The organism is Mesorhizobium sp. M0910, assembly GCF_040319465.1.
In the GTDB taxonomy this organism is placed as follows: Bacteria; Pseudomonadota; Alphaproteobacteria; order Rhizobiales; family Rhizobiaceae; genus Mesorhizobium.
The window spans coordinates 463,301-482,099 of the sequence record NZ_JAMYNZ010000004.1 but is presented as its reverse complement, the minus strand read 5'-3'; the positions used below and the strand labels follow the sequence as shown (position 1 = coordinate 482,099).

Sequence of the window (18,799 nt, the reverse complement as noted above, 5' to 3'; positions counted from 1 at the left end):
CAAGCCGTCAGGTAGCTATGGCTTTGCCGCCGCCCACCGGCTTTTCCTCATCGGACGCTGTGGCCTGCGGCCGCAGCTTGAACAGGATAAGCAGTGGCGCGGCGATAAAGATCGACGAATAGGTGCCGAACACGACGCCGAACAGCATCGCCATGGTGAACGAGCGGATCACCTCGCCGCCGAACAGCACCAGCGCCAGCAACGCCAGGATCGTCGTCACCGAGGTCAGCGTCGTCCTCGACAGCGTCTCGTTGATGGCGTTGTTCAGCAGTTGCGGCAGCGGCATTCGCTTGTATTTTCGCAGATCCTCGCGAACGCGGTCATAGACGACGATGGTGTCGTTGAGCGAATAACCGATGATGGTAAGGATCGCCGCCAGCGACGACTGGTTGAATTCCAGGCCGGTGATAACGAAGAAGCCGATCGTCATGACCACGTCGTGCACGGTCGCAACGATGGCGCCGACCGCGAACTGCCATTCGAAGCGGAACCAGACATAGATCAGGATGCCGAGCAGCGCGATAAGCATGGCGATGGTGCCTTGCTTGGCAAGCTCGCCCGAGACCGTCGGCCCCACCACTTCGACGCGGCGGAAATCATACTGATCCTGCAGCTCGCCGCGCACCTTGTCGATGACGGTCTGCTCAGCGTTCTCGCCGCCCGCCTGCGTGCCGACGCGGATCAGCACGTCGTTCGGTTCGCCGAACTGCTGAACCTGCACCTCGCCGACATTAAGTTCCGTCAGCCTGCCGCGGATGTCGGCCAGATCGGCATTGCCGACCTTGGACTGCACCTCGATCAGTGAGCCGCCCTTGAAATCGATGCCGTAATTTATGTCGATGGTCATGAAGCCGATGACCGACAGCACCGAAAGCACGCTGGACAGTGTGAACGTCCAGCGCCGGATACCCATGAACGGAATTTTCGTGCCTGGTGGAATGAACGTCACAGGCGCCCGCGGCAACTCCTTCGGACGGGCGCGGCGAAGCCAGATCGACACGAGCAGGCGTGTGAAGGTGAAGGCGGTGAAGACCGTGGTCAGGATGCCGATGGCATAGGTGACGGCAAAGCCCTTCACCGGCCCGGTTCCGAGCCAGAACAGCACCACGGTCGCGATCAGTGAGGTCACGTTGGAATCGACGATGGTCGCCAGCGCCTTGCTGAAACCGGTATCGATTGCCTGAATGACCGAGCGGCCGGCACGTCGCTCCTCGCGGATGCGTTCATAGATGAGAACGTTCGAATCGACCGCCATGCCGATGGTCAGCACGATACCGGCGATACCGGGTAGGGTCAGTGTCGCTCCAAGCAGCGACAGCAGCCCGACGATCATCGCCACATGCACCGCCAGCGCGATGTTGGCGAGGAAGCCGAGGAAACCGTAGGCGACGAACATGAATGCCACCACCAGGATCGACCCGATGATGCCGGCGACCTTGCCGGCATGGATGGAGTCCTGGCCAAGTCCCGGCCCCACCGTCCGCTCTTCGATTACCGTCAGCGTCGCTGGCAAGGCGCCGGCGCGCAGCAGCACGGCGAGATCGTTGGCGCTCTCGGCGGTGAAATTCCCCGATATCTGTCCGGTGCCGCCCGGGATCGGTTCACGGATCTGCGGCGCCGAAATCACCTGATTGTCGAGGATGATGGCAAACAGCTTGCCAACATTCTGTGCCGTCGCCTGGCCGAACCGCTGCGCCCCTTTCGAATCGAACCGGAACGAAACAACCGGCTCGTTGGTCTGGGAATTGAACGTCGCCTGGGCATCGACCAGGTTTTCGCCGGAAACGATGACGCGGTTCTCGATCAGGTACGGAACCGGCGGGTCGTCCTGCGAATACAGCACCGAGGATCCCGGCGGCGGGCGGCCGTTCAGCGCATCCTGCACCGGCATCGACTGGTCGACCATCTGGAAGGTCAGCTTGGCAGTCTGGCCAAGAATTTCCTTCAGCCGTTGCGGATCCTGCAGACCAGGCACCTGCACCAGGATACGGTCGTCGCCTTGGCGCTGCACGATCGGCTCGGTGGTGCCGAGTTCGTTGACACGACGCTCGACAACCTGGATCGCCTGCGTCAGCGCCGTCGAGGTGCGATATTTGATTCCCGCATCGGTGACGGAGAATTTGAGCAGGCCGGGCTCGGAATCATCCAGCGTCATCTCCTGGATGGAGCCGCCGCTGAACAGGCCTGCGGCCACCGGATTGGTCAATGGTTTCAAGGCTGTCTTGGCAGCGTCGATCTGTGCGGGATCGGTGATGCGGACCTGCACCGTGCGGCCCGTTCCGGAAAGGCCGGTATAGCCGATCTTGGCATCGCGCAGCAGCGTCCTGATTTCGTCGCGCGTCGTCTCCAGCCGATCCTTGATCAGATCGTTCGGATCCATCCTGAGCAGGATGTGCGAGCCGCCCTGCAAGTCGAGGCCGAGCGTCATCTGCCGCTTCGGCACCCAGTCGGGCAACTTGGCCAGCGTGCTGGCGGAAAAAAGGTTGGGCGCAGCGAGGACCACTGTGGCGGCCACGGCCAGCCAGATCAGGATCATCTTGAAGCGCGAAAAATAAAGCATCAGTTCTTATCCGTTCAGGCGTACAAGCGGCAGCATTCCGCCATCGGTCGGTTTGCGGGCATATTTCTAATTCTGACCACGGCCGGCCCTATCGTGCTTCCTCGGCGATTGTCAATCTTGCTGGCAAGGGGCCGGTGCGCAGCAGCAGGGCGAGGTCATTGGCGCTTTCAGCGGTGAAATTTCCCGATATCTGACCGGTGCCGCCTTCAATGGGCTCTCGGATAACAGGCGCCGAAATAACCTTATCGTCTAATATAACCGCAAACGGCTTGCCGATATATTGCGTCGTAGCCCATTTGAAACGCGCCGTACCCCGGGAATCAAGCCGGAATGAGACGACGCGTTCATCGGTCGCCAAATTGCGGGTTGCTTGCGCATCCAGCACATTTTTACCTGAAAGGATAACCCGATTTTCGATCAAGTAGGGAACCGGAGGATCGTCCATCGAATAAAAAACCGCCGAGCCGACGGGCGGGCGGCCGCTGATTGCCTCGTCGACTGGCATCGACAGATCAACGAGTTGGAAGCTCAGGTGACCGGGCCGGGTGAGAATTTGTCCTAGCCTTTGCGGATCGGCAACGCCCGACGTGCGGACCAATATGCCGTCTTCATTCGTTGACCGAACCACCGGGTGGGTGGCGCCCAGGTCGCGGATACGATCTTTGATGACTTCAACCGACTGTGCAAGCGCGGCCGAAGTTCGATACTTCAAACCTGCATCCGTTACGGTGAATTTGAGCAGGCCGGGCTCACTGTCGTCCAGGGTCATTTCCTGGACGCCGCTGTCCGCGACAGGATCGGTCACCGTTTTGATTGCCGCCTTGGCGAGGTCAAGCTGAGCCGGATCTGTTATGTGCACCTGAACGGTCCGAGCCGAACTGGCAAGGCCGGTATAGCCGATCCTTGCTTCGCGTAGCAGCGACCGGACCTCGTCGCGTGTCGCTTTCAGCCGGCCCTCGATCACGTCGGTCACATCCAACCTGAGCAGGATGTGTGGACCATCTTGCTGGCTTGCTTCAACTATTGACTGGCTTTCGGCAAGCCATTCGGGTCGCGTGGTATGCAAACCGGCGGCGAAGATATTAGTCGCGTGGAAGACAACCGTGCCGGCCAAGGCAAGCCACTTCAGGATCATCTTCAGGCGCCAAAGGTGGAACATATGCCGTCGTTCGTCAGAGCCCTGCCCGCGGATCGTTCCGCCGACAATTCGGTTATTTCTTGGCGTTCTGGTTCGCCACCGGCTCGCCCTTGACGCGCACGTCGGCGATCGTCGATCGCAGCGCCGTCACCTTGGTGCCACCGCCGAGATCGATCTCGAGCTCGTTGTCGTCGATGACCTTGGTCACCTTGCCGACAAAGCCGCCGCCGGTGACGACGGTGTCGCCACGGCGAACCGCCGCCAGCATCTCGCCGCGCTTCTTCAGCTGCGTGCGCTGCGGCCGGATGATCAGAAAATACATGATCACGAAAATCAGAGCAAACGGCACGATCTGGATAAACATTGCGGACGAGTCCCCGCCGATGCCTTGGGCGTATGCCGGTGTCACGAACATCGAGGTACTCCTGAATTTTAAAAACAGCCGCAAACCGTTCTGGGAATTTGACGGCCCCGCCAAATTTGGCCGGAATATAGTCGGTAACGTTGCCAATGCAACTGCGCGGCCGGGCAAATCGGCTGCTTTTCCGGCCTGGTGAGCCGTGTTAGAGGGTGATCCCGAAAAGCGACGCTCGGTTTTCGCAAAAGATGATGCCCGAACAAATGCTTGGGACGAGTTTCGAAACCGCTGAAATCAGGTAGGTTGGCCTGCCGCACCGTCCCGAATGCGAACAAAAAGACAAGAGATGACCGACAGCACCATCGATATCCTGAGCCAGAAGCTCGACCGTCTGATCGAGGCGATCGCCCGCCTCGCGCCGCCGCCGGTGCCGCAAACCGACCTCGGCGACGCCGATTGCTTCGTCTGGCAGGCCGATCCCGGCTATCTGGAGCCGGTGCTCAAGGTCAACCGCGTCGACATCGGCCTGATCCGCGGGGTCGACCGCGTCCGCGACATATTGGTCGACAACACCGAGCGCTTCGCCTCCGGCTATGCCGCCAACAACGTGCTGTTGTGGGGCGCGCGCGGCATGGGCAAATCGTCGCTGGTCAAGGCCGTGCACGCCGCGGTCAACGCTTCGACCAAGCTCGACCTGCCGCTCAAGCTCATCGAGATCCATCGCGAAGACATCGACACGCTTCCGAAGCTGATGAGCCTGCTGAAGGCAGCGCCCTTCCGCTTTATCCTGTTTTGCGACGACCTGTCATTCGACCATGACGACACGTCCTATAAATCGCTGAAGGCAGCGCTTGAAGGCGGCGTCGAGGGCCGCCCGGCCAACGTCATCTTCTACGCCACCTCGAACCGGCGGCATTTGTTGCCGCGCGACATGATCGACAATGAGCGCTCGACGGCGATCAATCCGTCCGAAGCGGTCGAGGAGAAGGTTTCGCTGTCGGACCGCTTCGGCCTGTGGCTTGGCTTCCACAAATGTTCGCAGGACGAATATCTCGACATGATCGACGGCTATGTCCGCCATCACGATCTCGCCATCGATCCCGAGACGCTGCGCGCCGAGGCGCTGGAATGGGCGACGACGCGCGGCAGCCGTTCGGGCCGCGTCGCCTGGCAGTTCACCCAGGACCTGGCTGGCAGGCTCGGCAAGCCGCTGAAGGATTAGCCGCTCAAGGGCTAACAGCAGAAGAAGCCCGCACCTTGCGAAGCGGACTTCCTCGGCGGGCTGAAGGTCAGGTGGCCCGCAAATCGCTTTTCGTCGTCTATTCGAGATAGGTCGAAGGATCGACCGGCGCCGAGTTCTTGCGCACTTCGAAATGCAGTTTCGGCGAGTCGGTGGTGCCGCTCATGCCGGACAGGGCGATTTCCTGGCCGCGCTTGACCTTCTGGCCGCGCTGCACCTCGATCGAGCTGGCGTGGCCGTAGACAGTGACCAGACCGTTTTCGTGCCGCACCAGCACCGTGTTGCCGAATTCCTTGAGGCCGTCACCGGCATAGATGACGACACCGTTTTCAGCCGCCTTGACCGGCGTCCCCTCGGGCACGGCAATGTCGACGCCGTCCTTGCCGCCGCCGAAGCTTGAGATCACGCGGCCGCGCACCGGCCAACGCATCTTGCCGATGCCGGTCGCGTCCGGCGCCACCGCATCGTCGTCCTCGGCCTGCTGGATGACTTTCGCATCCTTCTTCGGCGGCGTGTAGGAGGCGAGCGTCTGCGTCGGCGTGGCCTTGGCCGGCGGCTGGGTGGTAGCCGTCGTCACCGGATCGACCTTTGCCGGCTTCACGCCGGCGACGACAGCGGTTCCGCCTGCCGGCACTTTCAGGGTCTGGCCGATCTTGAGCAGTCCATCCTGCATGCCGTTCGCCTGCTTCAGCGCAACGACGCCGACGCCGGTCTTTCTGGCAATGGCGGACAGCGTATCGCCTTGCTGAACCGTGTAAGTGCCGCCGGTACCGGCCGGTTTGGCCGTCGCCGAAGCCACCTTCGCCGCAGTCTTTCCATCCTTCGGCTGGCTCGCGGCAGCCGAGGCGTCCACCTGCGCGGCAGACTTGCCTTCCCTGAGCTTCGGTTGCTGCGGCAGCACGGCCACCTTCGCCGGCGCCTCGGCCGGCTGGTCGTGCCTGGTGCCGTTCGCGGGCTTGGCGTCGGCGACTTTCGGCGCGGCGCCGTTGCTCGAATACGCATAGGCCGGGATGACGAGCTTCTGGCCGGTCTTCAGCCCCTTGGTCGCGCTCAGCCCGTTGACTTTCATGATGGCATCGGCCGGCACGCCGTAGCGCCGTGACAGGCCGGAAATGGTCTCGCCGTCCTTGACGACGATCTCGGTTGCATGCGGCGCGCCGGCGGCCGTCGCCATGCGCGGCGCGTCGGGCTCGGCGTTCTTGAACGGCCTTGCCGCCGGAGCGACGGTGCCGGTTGCCGTCCTGTCGACACGAGGAGCGGCAGGCGCCAGGGCCGGCGCGGCAGCGGTACGCACCGGCCGGGCGGCAGGTGCCAGGGCGGGAGCCGGCGGTGGCAATTGCTGCGCCGTGACCGGTTCGAGGCTTGAGCGGCTGACCGACTGGGTGTGGCTGCCGTCGATCGGCGCGGCCGCAACATCGCCCGGATAGGGCTGGGCAGCATCCTGCTTGTCGATGATGGCGCGCTGGTTGTTGGTCGAGGCGGTGAACACGTCGTCGACGCTGTTGAACCGCGCCACCTGGGAACTACACCCCGTCGCAGCGCCTGCGATCATGAGGACGGCGCAGCCACGCGCCAGATTGCGTCCGTTTGCCTTCAAAACACTGAATTGCATCGCACTAACCCGCACAGACCCGGTACAACTGAGTGTGATTAAAGCGCGTTAATGTTACCGGTCGGTTAAACCTGTAGAATCAGGCGCAAATTTTCTTAAAATATTCCAGGATCCGGGCGCCGGGTGTGCCGAGATTCAGGTCAGGCCGAGCCGAAAATGGTAGGTTCCGAGAACCGGAGCGGAGCGTACTTTTGGGTACATGAGCACCGGAAGCGGAGGAAACCGCCATTTGCAGGCCGACCTCACCTGAATATCGACACAGCCTAGATCACTGCGGCGACACCGTGCAGGATCGGCTGCAGGCGCACCAGGCCGATATCCTCGCGTTCGAAGCGGCTGCCGACCTTGGTAAGCTTGGCCAGCACCTGCTCGCCCTCGTCGGGTCCGATCGGCGCGATGACGATGCCGCCGCTCGACAATTGATCGAGGAGAAAGCGCGGCAGGCTGTCGAAGGCCGCCCAGGCAACGATGCGGTCGAACGGCGCTTCGTTGGCCAGTCCGTTGGAACCGTCCGCCTGACGCACGATGACATTGCCGATGGCGAGTGCCTCAAGGCGCTGCCGGGCCTGTTCGGCCAGCGTCTTGTAACGGTCGATGGTGACGATCCGCGCGGCAAGCCGCGACATCACCGCCGCCGTGTAGCCCGACCCGGTGCCGATCTCGAGCACGCGGTTGCCCGGCTCGATCGCAAGTGCCGCGATCACCGCCGCCTGCAGGTCGGCGCCTTCGATGGCCTCGCCGCATTCGATCGGCAGCATACGGTCCGACCAGGCTATGGAGTGAAAATGCGGAGACAGAAAGCCGCGCCGCGGCGTCGCCTCAAAGGCGGCGATCAGCGCCTTCGGCACCGTGCCCCTGCCGCGCAGGCGAAGCAGGAAGGCAGCGAAACCTTCGCGCTCGTCGACCGTTGCAGCGTGGTTTGAGTTCATGCGAGCGCCTTGGCCAGTTGATCGCGGATTTCATGCGCGGTGAGATCGAGCTGCAGCGGCGTCACCGACACCAGCCGATTGCGCAAGGCATGGAGGTCGGTGCCTTGCTTGCCCTCGACCGGCTCGCGGCCGAAGCGCAGCCAGTAGTAAGGCAAGCCGCGCCCGTCGCGCCGCTCGTCGACCCACAGGCTGTGGACCAGCTTGCCCTGCGAAGTAACCACAGTTCCGGCGATCTCTTCCGGCGTACAATTCGGAAAATTGACGTTGAGCAGCACGCCGTCCGGCAACGGCATGGCGACGAGCTTTTCGAGCAGCGCCGGCGCCAGCGCTTCGGCGGTCTCGTAGGGAACGACGCGGTCCTCGCCGACATAGGAATAGGCCTGGCTGATGGCGATCGAGCGCACGCCGAGCAGCGCGCCTTCCATGGCGCCGGCGACCGTGCCCGAATAGGTGACGTCGTCGGCGATGTTGGCCCCGGAATTGACGCCGGACAGGATCAGGTCAGGCGCTTCGGGCAGGATCTTCTTCACGCCCATGATGACGCAGTCGGTCGGCGTGCCGCGCACCGCAAAGTGCTTTTCGCCGATTTTCCTGAGCCGCAGCGGCTCCGAGATCGACAGCGAATGCGCATAGCCGGACTGATCCTGTTCCGGTGCCACCACCCAGACGTCGTCCGACAGCGTGTGCGCGATGCGTTCGAGTGATGCAAGGCCCTCGGCATGGATGCCGTCGTCGTTGGTCAGAAGGATGCGCATTATGTCGATTCGATCTTTTCCAGACCGCCCATGTAAGGCCGAAGCGCTTCAGGAATGGTTACGCTGCCGTCCTCGTTCTGGTAATTTTCGATGACGGCAATGAGAGCGCGGCCGACGGCGGTGCCCGAACCGTTCAGCGTGTGGACGAAGCGGTTGCCCTTGCCGTCCTTGTCCTTGTAGCGGGCGTCCATGCGCCGCGCCTGGAAATCGCCGCATACCGAGCACGACGATATCTCGCGATAGGCATTCTGGCCGGGCAGCCAGACCTCGATGTCGTAGGTCTTGCGCGCACCAAAGCCCATGTCGCCGGTGCACAGCGTCACGGTGCGGAACGGCAGGCCGAGCCGCTTCAGCACCTCCTCGGCGCATTCGGTCATGCGCTCATGCTCGGCAACCGAAGTCTCCTGGTCGGTGATCGACACCAGTTCGACCTTGTAGAACTGGTGCTGGCGCAGCATGCCGCGCGTGTCGCGCCCGGCCGAGCCCGCCTCGGAGCGGAAGCACGGCGTCAGCGCCGTATAGCGCAGCGGCAGTTTTTCGTGCGGCGTGATCTCGTCGCGAACGAGATTGGTGAGCGGCACTTCGGCGGTTGGGATCAGGCCAAGCCTGCCGTCCCCGTGCCGAACGAAGAATAAATCCTCCTCGAATTTCGGCAGTTGCCCGGTTCCGAAAAGCACCTCGTCGCGCACCATCAACGGCGGCTGGATCTCTACATAGCCGTGCTCGGTGGTGTGCAGATCCAGCATGAACTGGCCGAGCGCGCGTTCCATCCGCGCCAGGCCGCTTTTGAGTACGGTGAAGCGCGAGCCGGAAAGCCGTGCTGCCCGCTCGAAATCCATCATGCCGAGCGCTTCGCCGATCTCGAAATGCTCCTTCACCCAGTTCGGCCGCGTCGGCACCTCGCCGACGACGCGCTTGACGACGTTGTCGTGCTCGTCCTTGCCGACCGGCACGTCGTCGAACGGCACGTTTGGCAGCACAGCCAACACATCGTTCAGCGCCTTGTCGAGCTCGCGCTCGCGCGCCTCGCCATTCTGGATGAAGGCCTTGATCTCGCCGACCTCGGCCTTCAGCCTTTCGGCAAGAGCGGCGTCGCCCGAGCGCATGGCATTGCCGATCTCCTTCGAGGCGGCGTTGCGGCGTTCTTGTCTGGCCTGCAGCTCGGTCAGATGCTCGCGCCGCGCCTCATCCGCCGCGATCAAGTCGTCGACCGTGGACCGCGCATCCTCAGCCGACCACGAGCGCTTCTGGAGCGCTTCGACAAGGGCCTTCGGGTTGTCGCGAATCCATTTGATGTCAAGCATGGTCTGTTCGTCCTTGAGTAGGCCAGAGGGGGTAAACCGCATCGATGCAAGGCGTCAAGGCAGAGTTCCTTCGCGCCCCCCTCTGTCCTGCCGGACATCTCCCCCACGGGTGGGGAGATCGGCCGTCACTGCGGCTTTCGCCAATCTCCGGCGCTGAAAAAGCAAGCCATCGGCGAAGTTGCCATCTCCCCCCAAGTGGGGGAGATGTCCGGCAGGACAGAGGGGGGCGCTGTCCCGCCGACCTCAGGCGGCAACACCGGAACTTCAAAAGGAAGAAACAAAAAAACCCGCCCTGAGTGGGCGGGTTTTTGGAGCCAATTGGCACCATAGCCAAATTAGTAGCATAGCTGCCGGCACAAAGCAAGAACAAAGTTGCAGCGGCCGGAAGAAAGATGCTGTCCGCTTCAACCGAACCTACGTCGAAGACGCGTCCGCCGGCTTGTCGGCCACCTCTTCCGTGGCGTCCTGTTTTTCGCGAGCCACACGGTCGCGCTCCTTGCTGCGTTCGATCAGCCGGGCCGACCAGATCGAGACCTCGTAGAGCAGGATCGTCGGAATGGCGAGGCCGATCTGGCTCATCGGGTCGGGCGGCGTCAGCACCGCCGCCACGACGAAGGCGATGACGATGGCCCATTTGCGCTTCTCGGCAAGGGCCGTGGACGACAGCATGCCGACCCGCGTCATCAGGCTTGTCACTACCGGCAACTGGAACACCAGGCCGAAGGAGAAGATCAGCGTCATGATCAGACTGAGATATTCGGACACTTTCGGCAGCAGCGAAATCTGCACCTGGTCATTGGTGCCGGTCTGCTGCATTGCGAGGAAGAACCACATCACCATCGGCGTGAAGAAGAAATAGACCAGCGACGCGCCCATCAGGAACAGGATCGGCGAGGCGATCAGGAACGGCAGGAAGGCATTGCGTTCGTTCTTGTAGAGGCCGGGCGCGATGAATTTGTAGATCTGCGTGGCGATCAGCGGAAAGGCTATGACCATGCCGCCGAACATGGCGAGCTTGACCTGGGTAAAGAAGAATTCCTGTGGCGCCGTATAGATCAGCTCGACCTTGTGCGGGTCGAGCCCAGCCCATTGCGTGGCCCATTTGAACGGAATGACCAGAAGGTTGAACAGCCGCTTGGCGAAAAAGAAGCAGACCAGGAAGGCAACAAAAAAACCGCCGATCGACCAGATCAGGCGCCGGCGCAGCTCGATCAGGTGCTCCATCAGCGGAGCCGACGATTTTTCGATCTCGTCCTTTTCCTTGTCCGAAACGCTCACTTGGCGGCTCCCGCCGTTTTCCTGGCGGCCGGCTTCTTCGCTGCTGACGCCGGCTTCTTCGCTGCTGGCGACTGCGGTTTCGGCTCAGCTTTTGCGGCGGCCTTTGGCGCAGCGGTCTTTGCCGGCTTGGCCGGCGCGGCGGCCGCGGCTTTCGCGGGCGCCGGCTTCTTCCTTGCCGTAGATGCTTTTTGCGGCACTGCCGCCGCAGCCGTTTGCGCCTGCACGGCCGGCGCCACGACGGACTCGTCCGTCATCGCCGGAAAGATCGGCGTGGCCGGCGTCGGCTCCGGCGGGCTGACGCCCGGCATCGTCGTTGCGCCGTTGTTCAGCGGCTCGGCTGCCTGCTCCGTCGAAGCGGCGGCATCGACGGCCGGCTTGGGTTTCATCACGGCGTCGACGCCGGAACGGACGTCGGCGGCGGCCTGTTCGAATGGATTGAGCTGCTTCCTGATCTCGGCTGCCGGATTGAGACTTCTCAGCGAATCGACCGACTTCTTGACGTCGTCGAGTTCGGCTTCCTTCAACGCGTCGTTGAACTGCCGCTGGAAATCGGACGCCATGGCGCGCAGCTTCGCCGTCGTGCGACCGAAGGTGCGCAGCATGTTGGGCAAATCCTTGGGCCCGACGACCACGATCATGACGATCGCGATCACCAGCATCTCGGTCCAGCCGACTTCGAACATGGCTATACGTTCCGACTAAAGTTTGGGCTCAGCCTTTGCTGGCCTTTTCCTTCGGTACCGAAACGGTTTCGTCGGCACGGTGTTCGACGGTACGCTTGTCGTCGGCAGCGTCGTCGTCCGCCATGCCCTTCTTGAAGCTCTTGATGCCCTTGGCCATGTCGCCCATCAGCTCGGGGATCTTGCCGCGGCCGAAGACCAGCAGCACGATCACCAGAACGATCATCCAGTGCCAAATCGAAAATGAACCCATAGCAAATCTCTCTCGAACGGTTTCCCAGACGCTGATCTATGCGCTTTCGGGTTCGGATTCAAACAGAACTGCGACAGAGTTCATGAATGAGTGGCCGAAGTCACGCACTTTCGGCACAGCGGCCCGCTACCAATCGGCGCAGTTCCATCCTGCCTGTGGCTTTAAGATGGCGCTTGGCTCAATCTTCCGTGACGCGCGGCGTCAAAAGGCCGAGTTCCTCGAGGTCGATATCGGTCAGCGGATCCTCGTCGTCGGTGAGCGCATCGGGGTCGGCCGGCGGCAGCGGCACCGAGAAATTCGACGGCATACGGCCGGACAGCAGCCCCGCACCCTTCAATTCCTCCATGCCGGGGAGATCGCGTATCTCCTCCAGTGCGAAATGGTCGAGGAAAATATCGGTCGTGCCATAGGTGACGGGACGGCCGGGCGTGCGGCGCCGGCCGCGCATCCTCACCCATTCGGTCTCCATCAGCGTGTCGAGCGTCCCCTTTGACGTTTCGACGCCGCGGATGTCCTCGATCTCGGCGCGCGTTACCGGCTGGTGGTAGGCGATGATCGCCAGCACTTCGAGGGCAGCGCGGGACAGTTTGCGCTGCTGCACCGTGTCGCGGCTCATCAGGAAGGCGAGGTCGCCGGCGGTGCGAAACGCCCAGGCATCGCCGACGCGCACCAGATTGACGCCGCGCCGCGCATAGATCTGCTGCAGTTCGGCCATTGCCGCGGCAATGTTGATGCCGTCGGGCAGCCGCGAAGTGAGCTGTTTTTCGCTGACCGGCTCGGCGCTGGCGAATACGATCGCCTCGGCCATCCGTACGGCCTCCGCCATATGCAGCCGCTCGCCAGGATTCCGCGACAAATTTTGCCCCTGATTTTGTGCCGGGTTCTCGGCGACCGCGCCTTGCTCGGCGTCGTCGTCGACCTTGAACGGAATGACCGAAGCGTTGGCGCGTTCGCTCATGATGTCACCTCGACTATCTTGATGGCCTGGGCGCGGCCGCGCAGATAAAGCGGCGCGAAAACCTGGTCCTGCCGCATTTCCATCTTGCCTTCGCGCACCAGTTCCAGTGTCGCCGCAAACGAGCTGGCAACCGCGGTGCGCCGGTCTTCCGGGCCGGCCAGATATTCGACCAGGAAACTGTCGAGCGCCGTCCAGTCGCGCAGCGACCCGATCAGCCTGGTCAGCACGTCGCGCGCATCCTTGAGCGACCACACGCCGCGCCTGGCAATCGTCACATTGGTGATCGCCTGCTTCTGGCGCTGCTGGGCATAGGCGGTCAACAGGTCATAGAGCGAGGCCGAATAGGCATTGCGCTTCTCGACGATCACCATCTCCGGCATGCCGCGTGCAAACACGTCGCGTCCGAGCCGGTTGCGGTTGACCAGCCGTGCCGCCGCGTCGCGCATGGCCTCCAGCCGCTTCAGCCGGAACTGCAGTACCGCCGCCAGTTCCTCGCCGCTTTCGCCTTCGTCGCCGGGCTGCTTGGGGATCAGGAGCTTCGACTTGAGAAACGCCAGCCACGCTGCCATCACCAGATAGTCGGCGGCAAGCTCCAGCCTCAGCGCCCTCACCTTCTCGACGAACGCCAGATACTGTTCGGCCAGCGCCAGGATCGAGATGCGCGACAGGTCGACCTTCTGATTGCGGGCAAGATGCAGCAGAAGATCGAGCGGACCTTCGAAACCGGCCACATCGACGACCAACGCCGGATCGCCGGTCAGCCGGGAATCGTCGTTCTCGGCCCACAAGCGGTCCATCGGTGCGGCCTTGCCGGCCTTCAGGTCCAATGCTTCCGCCACTTCGCTTCCTTCGATGCTAGGCTACCGCGTCGAAATAACTGGCAAATTCGGCCCGAATCTCGGTCTCGTCCGCAACGTCACGGTTCCTGATATAGGTCAGCGCCCGCTCCGCGCGCTCAAACGACTTGCCTTCAAGCCCGGTCGTTCGCGATGCAATGCCGGCCATCTCCTCGAACACGCCGTTGCAGTGAAGGACCAGATCGCAGCCCGCCGCAAGGATAGCGGCCGCCTTTGACGGGAAATCCCCAGAAAGTGCCTTCATCGAAGTGTCGTCGCTCATCAACAGACCGTCGAAGCCGATTTCGCCGCGGATGATCTTTTCGATGACCTTGCCGGATGTGGTGGCCGGGTTCTTCGGGTCGATCGCGCTATAGACGACATGCGCCGTCATCGCCATCGGCAAATGGTTGAGCTCCCTGAATGGCGCAAAATCATGCCGCTGCAGGTCGCCGATCGAGGCGTCGACGGTCGGCAGTTCGAAATGCGTATCGGCGAAGGCCCTTCCATGACCGGGAATATGCTTCATCACCGGCAGCACGCCGCCCGCCATCAGGCCTTCCGCCGCGGCGCGACCCAATTCGATGACGGCGCGCGGCTCCTTGCCATAGGCGCGCGCGCCGATGACGTCGCTGGCGCCCTCGATCGGCACGTCGAGCACCGGCAGGCAATCCGCCGTGATGCCGTAGCGCAGTAGGTCGAAGGCATGCAGCCGCGCCATCAGCCATGCGGCACGGGTGCCGGCGTCATGGTCGTCGCGCCACAAGGCGCCGAGTGCACCGGCAGCCGGATAGTTTGGCGCCAGCGGCGGCCGCAGGCGCTGCACGCGGCCGCCCTCCTGGTCGATGAATACCGGCGCGTCCGCACGCCCGACGCAGTCGCGCATGGCGGCGACCAGATCGCGGATCTGCTCGGTCTCGCCGATATTGCGCGCAAACAGGATGAAACCCCACGGGCATTCGTTGCGGTAGAAACGGATCTCGTCGCGGCTCAGTGATTTCCCGGCGCAGCCGAGGATCATGGATTTTGATTCGGTCATGCGGAACAGTTTAGAGCTTCGCGACGACAAAGGGAATCGCCCGCGATTGCCTCCAAAGGTTTCCTTTCACGCAAAAAAGCCGGCGCGGGCGCCGGCTTTTCGAGGGCTTTGGTGCCGCTAGTGGGACACGAAGCAATTGCCGCCGGCAGCCTTGTAGCTGGTGCACAGTTTGATCGCCTCGTTGCGAGACTGCGCCGGAACGCGGACGCGGTAGAAGGTGCCCTTGCCGGCAATCTCGGCCTTGACGATGTTGGCGGTGCGGCCGGAAAGCACGCTGCCGTAGCGGCGCTGCAGATCCTGGTAAGTCGCCTGGGCGCTTTCGACTGTCGGCTGCGAAGCGATCTGTATCGACCAAGAACCAGCGCCGGCCGCGGCCGGATCGATGGAAGCAACCTGATCGGGCTTGACCTCGCCGACCACGTCGACCGGCTGGTCGGACGGGCGCTGCGGCGCCACCGGAACCGTGGCCGGGGTGGTGGCCGACTGCTTGCTGGCTGACGCCTGGGCCTTGGCTTCAGCCTTTGTGTCGGGCTTGGGCGCCGGCTGCAGCTTGGAGGTTTCGGCCTGATCGCCGCTCGCCCGATCGCCGCTCGCCTGATCGCCACTCGGCTGGTCGCCAATCTTCGGGTCGCCAATCTTCGGATCGCTTGTCATTTGGTCGATCAGGGGCACGGTGCCGGTCTGCGCGGCGGCGTCGGCCTGGGCGGCCGGAGCCACGTGCTGCGGCGCCGGATCGGCCGGCTCGGCAGCAGCCATCTGCGGGGCGGCTGGCGCCGGATCTTCGCGCGCCACCAGCGAGCCGTCAGGTTTCACGACCATGGTCCGTACCTTGCGCGGCGCAACGGCGACGGTCTCGGCACCCTTCTCGGCCTCCTGCAGAACCTGCGCGATGCGATCCTCGGACTTGGGCGCCGGTGCGGCGGCTACGGTATCGCCAGCCGCGGTGCCAAGCGCATTGGTGTCAGGCGCGCTGGTGTCACGCGCGTTGGTGCCAGACGCATTGCTATCAGACGCCTCGGTGCCGAGCGCGTCGATATCGTCTGCGGCATCGGGGTCATTGGGCGAAAGATCGACGACGCGGCTCTCCGGTTCGTTGGCCTTCAGGTCGACAGGCTCTTCGGTGTTGGTGACCAGCTTCTGCTGAACCGGCTCGGCGGGCTTGGCGCCCTTGGCCACAGCGTCATAAACCTTGTTGTCCTGGTTCGGCACGACAGTGCCGCCTGGATTTTCCGGCTTGATCTTGATCGGCCTGTTGTCGGCTTTGACGATGACCGGCGCATCGCCGCCGCTCTTGCCGCCGAGGGTCAACGCAAAGGCGCCAAGGCCGCCGGCGATCGCAACGGCGCCGACCACCGCACCTATCAGCAGCCCGCGCCTGCGCGGCTGCCTTTCGGCCTCGCGTTCGGCGAGGCCGGGAACCGACATCTCCTCGTCCAGTTCGGGATCGTAGTCGAGCTCATCGAAGGTGAAATCGTCGGCTTGCGAAACCGGCTGGCCGCCGGGCAACGAGCCCAGATCGAAACCGTCCGCTGCATCCGCATAGGAAGCGGCTGCCGGGCTGACAGGGGCTTCCGCAGGCTTGGTGCCATAGGCGCGCGTCTCGCCGCGATCTTGCTTGTAGCCAGACGCGAGGCCGGCATCGTATTCATCGTCATAGCCAGCACTGCGCACCGGGGCCGGCGCTATATCCGTGGCATTCATTTCGGTGAGAAGGCTGGCAAAATCGGCATCGAGATCGTCGTAGGCGGGCGCCACCGGCTCGTCATCGTCGAAGTTGAGCTCCGGAATGTCGAGATCGTCCGCCAGCGCCACGACGCGCTCGGGCACGTCGACCGTCTCGACATCGGGCATCTCGTCATAGGCGGAAGGCTGTTGATGCGAGCTTGGCGCAGCTTCCATGCGGGCGGGCCGACCTTCATACGATGACCTATCTTCACGGGATGCCTGGCCTTCATAGGACGGCCTCTCTTCGACCGGTGCGGCCCGATAGGACGGCGTTGCAGCCGGTTGCGGTGGTGGTGCCGGACGCGCCACCGGCTGGCTTGCAAAGGCGGGTTGAGGCTGTGCAACCGGTGTCACGCGGCTCCACGAGCGGGCCGGCTCGGGCGGCGTGGCGCGTGTCGTCAGCCAGTTCAGCGCATCGAGCGGGTCTTCGTCGGCAGCAGCTGCCGCACTCTTGTCGGCCGAGTCGTGATCCAGGCCGATGTTCCTGGCGAAGTCGGCATCGAGCGCATCGTTGTCTAGATCACCCGCAGGTCCGGCAGCGGCTTCAATACCGAAATCCTCGCCTTCAAGCTCATCGAGGAGGACACTGCCAAGATCGGCGTCATCGGCGGCACTGGACTGCGGCGGCTCAGCGGGCTCGCGCTCGTCGAGTTCCCAATCCAGCTCGTCGACAGCATGCACCGGGTCGTTGGCGACGTCTTTGACCGCCGCCATTGGCTGTTCAGCAGCCACTGCTGGCTTCTGAATTACCGGCGCGATGGGCTGCTGAACAGCCATCACGGGCTTCTGGGCAGGCTGCTGGCTTGTCTGACGTTCCTGCTGGCTTGTCTGAGGTTCGTTGACCGCTTGTGCCGGCCGTGTGCTCATCGCACCCAACAGCGCGTTCAGTTCGTCCTCCAGGCTGCGTTCCTCGGCCACTGGGGCCGTTGGGACGACGGCGGCGGCCTGGGCCGCTGGTTCGGCTGCAACGACCTGCGCTACGGGCTGTTCGGCGTGCTCGGCAGGCGCATCGTCGAAGCTCAGATCGAAATCGTCGTCGAGCGCCGCTTCAGCGGCCGTGCCGGAAAGCCGGGCGGCCTCTGGCTCTTCGATCGACAGCTCTTCGATAAACTCTGGTTCTTCGATTTCGGCAGGCTCGTTCGCACGAACGTCGAAGTCCATGTCGACATCATCATCGGCATGGCCGGCAAAATTCTCATCGGCCGCCTCAACCGGCGATACCGGGGCGGCGTTATCAGCCGGCTCCTGCTCGTCGAACATCAGCTCGTCTTCGAGCGAGCTTGCAACCGCGTCGTCGAACTCAGCATCGAACGCAGGCGCGGCCGCTTGCGCCGCCGTTTCAACGGCGACCGCCTGCTCCATCGGCTCATGCTCTTCGAGCATCAGCTCGTCTTCGAGTGAACTTGCCACGGCGTCGTCGAACTCATGGTCCAAGGCGGGGTCGAAGGCGGGCTGGTCGACCGGCTCGATCGCCTCGGCTGCGGTCCTCGGTTCATCGCCCGTCACCGCGTCCTCGCCCGTCACGTCGTCGTCGAGCCGAAATTCCTGGTCGAGCGAGGCGGCAGGGTCGTCGTCACTCGAAAGGTCGTCCTCGAACGGCGACACGTCTTCGAGCGAGCCGGCGACGGCATTATCGAACTCTTCGTCGAACTCCGGCTCGACAGCGGGAACGAATGCCCTTTCGGGGCCGGAGGCAATTTCGTCGGGGGAAACAGGAGCGGCCGCAACAGCAGCACCATCATCCGCCGCACTGTCGCCGAACGCGAAATCCTGGTCGAACGAGGCGGCAAGCGCGTCCTCCATCTCATCCGTGGTAGCCGGTTCGGGTGCCGGCTCGCGAAGCTCGACAGAGAAAGCATTGTCCTTGGCGTCGGCGCCGAATTCGCCCATCAACTCCTTCTCGAGATCGATCTCGAAATCGCCCTCGCCCACCGACGGTTCGGCGGCAGCGGTTTTCGGCTGGGCCGGCGTTTGCGGTTTGACCGGCTGGCGCGGGTCGAACCCCATGATCCTGGTCAGTTCCGCGAACGGATCATCGTTGGCGATGTCGTTGTGGTCGGCTGCTCTCAGCTGGGTTCTGTCTGCCATTATTGTTCCCGAACTCGCACTCATTCGGACGCCATGGACGTCGCGT

At 63.2% G+C, this 18,799-nt stretch carries 16 protein-coding genes; 2 read left to right on the top strand and 14 right to left on the bottom strand.

Features of this window, described 5'->3' with window-relative positions; all coding sequences use genetic code 11:
• Positions 1–7 precede the first annotated feature (7 nt).
• The 3 genes from secDF to yajC all read right to left on the bottom strand — a co-directional run bounded on the left by secDF (position 8) and on the right by yajC (position 4,113).
• Positions 8–2,560, bottom strand: coding sequence for a protein translocase subunit SecDF (secDF, locus tag NKH78_RS13295; protein WP_352883046.1), 2,553 nt, complete (start codon positions 2,558–2,560; stop codon positions 8–10).
• An 88-nt stretch (positions 2,561–2,648) separates the two neighbouring features.
• Complete coding sequence (locus NKH78_RS13290; RefSeq protein WP_254818329.1) at positions 2,649–3,695, bottom strand: SecDF P1 head subdomain-containing protein; 1,047 nt, start codon at positions 3,693–3,695, stop codon at positions 2,649–2,651.
• Positions 3,696–3,771: 76 nt separating this feature from the next.
• Entirely contained in the window at positions 3,772–4,113 is a 342-nt protein-coding gene (yajC, locus tag NKH78_RS13285; protein ID WP_254818328.1) for a preprotein translocase subunit YajC, read from the bottom strand.
• Between yajC and NKH78_RS13280 the strand changes: the two genes are divergently transcribed.
• Entirely contained in the window at positions 4,019–4,255 is a 237-nt protein-coding gene (locus NKH78_RS13280) for a hypothetical protein (RefSeq protein ID WP_254818400.1), read from the top strand. The two genes, yajC and NKH78_RS13280, sit on opposite strands and share 95 nt — an antisense overlap.
• A gap of 147 nt (positions 4,256–4,402) precedes the next feature.
• Positions 4,403–5,278 (top strand): ATP-binding protein, encoded by an 876-nt coding sequence (locus NKH78_RS13275; protein ID WP_254818327.1) that lies wholly within the window; start codon positions 4,403–4,405, stop codon positions 5,276–5,278.
• 97 nt (positions 5,279–5,375) lie between these two features.
• Here NKH78_RS13275 and NKH78_RS13270 read toward each other — a convergent pair whose 3' ends face one another.
• The 11 genes from NKH78_RS13270 to NKH78_RS13220 form a co-directional block, all read right to left on the bottom strand.
• Positions 5,376–6,908 carry a peptidoglycan DD-metalloendopeptidase family protein gene (locus NKH78_RS13270; protein ID WP_352505852.1) on the bottom strand — a complete coding sequence of 511 codons (1,533 nt, stop codon included), beginning with the start codon at positions 6,906–6,908 and terminating at the stop codon, positions 5,376–5,378.
• A 263-nt stretch (positions 6,909–7,171) separates the two neighbouring features.
• On the bottom strand, positions 7,172–7,837 hold the full coding sequence (locus NKH78_RS13265; protein WP_352479785.1) for a protein-L-isoaspartate(D-aspartate) O-methyltransferase: 666 nt from the start codon (positions 7,835–7,837) through the stop codon (positions 7,172–7,174).
• Complete coding sequence (surE, locus tag NKH78_RS13260) at positions 7,834–8,592, bottom strand: 5'/3'-nucleotidase SurE (RefSeq protein ID WP_352505850.1); 759 nt, start codon at positions 8,590–8,592, stop codon at positions 7,834–7,836. The genes NKH78_RS13265 and surE overlap by 4 nt, the downstream gene beginning before the upstream one ends.
• On the bottom strand, positions 8,592–9,896 hold the full coding sequence (gene serS, locus NKH78_RS13255; RefSeq protein ID WP_352505849.1) for a serine--tRNA ligase: 1,305 nt from the start codon (positions 9,894–9,896) through the stop codon (positions 8,592–8,594). Before serS ends, surE begins: the two co-directional genes overlap by 1 nt.
• Positions 9,897–10,310: 414 nt before the next feature.
• Positions 10,311–11,174: a twin-arginine translocase subunit TatC gene (gene tatC / locus NKH78_RS13250; RefSeq protein WP_254818322.1), complete on the bottom strand. Its 864-nt coding sequence runs from the start codon at positions 11,172–11,174 to the stop codon at positions 10,311–10,313.
• Entirely contained in the window at positions 11,171–11,857 is a 687-nt protein-coding gene (gene tatB / locus NKH78_RS13245; RefSeq protein WP_352505848.1) for a Sec-independent protein translocase protein TatB, read from the bottom strand. The genes tatC and tatB overlap by 4 nt, the downstream gene beginning before the upstream one ends.
• Positions 11,858–11,885: 28 nt before the next feature.
• On the bottom strand, positions 11,886–12,107 hold the full coding sequence (locus NKH78_RS13240) for a twin-arginine translocase TatA/TatE family subunit (protein WP_352505846.1): 222 nt from the start codon (positions 12,105–12,107) through the stop codon (positions 11,886–11,888).
• A 178-nt stretch (positions 12,108–12,285) separates the two neighbouring features.
• Positions 12,286–13,065 carry an SMC-Scp complex subunit ScpB gene (gene scpB, locus NKH78_RS13235; protein WP_352451389.1) on the bottom strand — a complete coding sequence of 260 codons (780 nt, stop codon included), beginning with the start codon at positions 13,063–13,065 and terminating at the stop codon, positions 12,286–12,288.
• Positions 13,062–13,862 (bottom strand): segregation and condensation protein A, encoded by an 801-nt coding sequence (locus tag NKH78_RS13230; RefSeq protein WP_352505869.1) that lies wholly within the window; start codon positions 13,860–13,862, stop codon positions 13,062–13,064. Before NKH78_RS13230 ends, scpB begins: the two co-directional genes overlap by 4 nt.
• A gap of 58 nt (positions 13,863–13,920) precedes the next feature.
• Positions 13,921–14,940: a beta-N-acetylhexosaminidase gene (gene nagZ, locus NKH78_RS13225; protein WP_352505845.1), complete on the bottom strand. Its 1,020-nt coding sequence runs from the start codon at positions 14,938–14,940 to the stop codon at positions 13,921–13,923.
• A 117-nt stretch (positions 14,941–15,057) separates the two neighbouring features.
• Complete coding sequence (locus tag NKH78_RS13220) at positions 15,058–18,753, bottom strand: SPOR domain-containing protein (RefSeq protein ID WP_352883042.1); 3,696 nt, start codon at positions 18,751–18,753, stop codon at positions 15,058–15,060.
• Positions 18,754–18,799 lie beyond the last annotated feature (46 nt).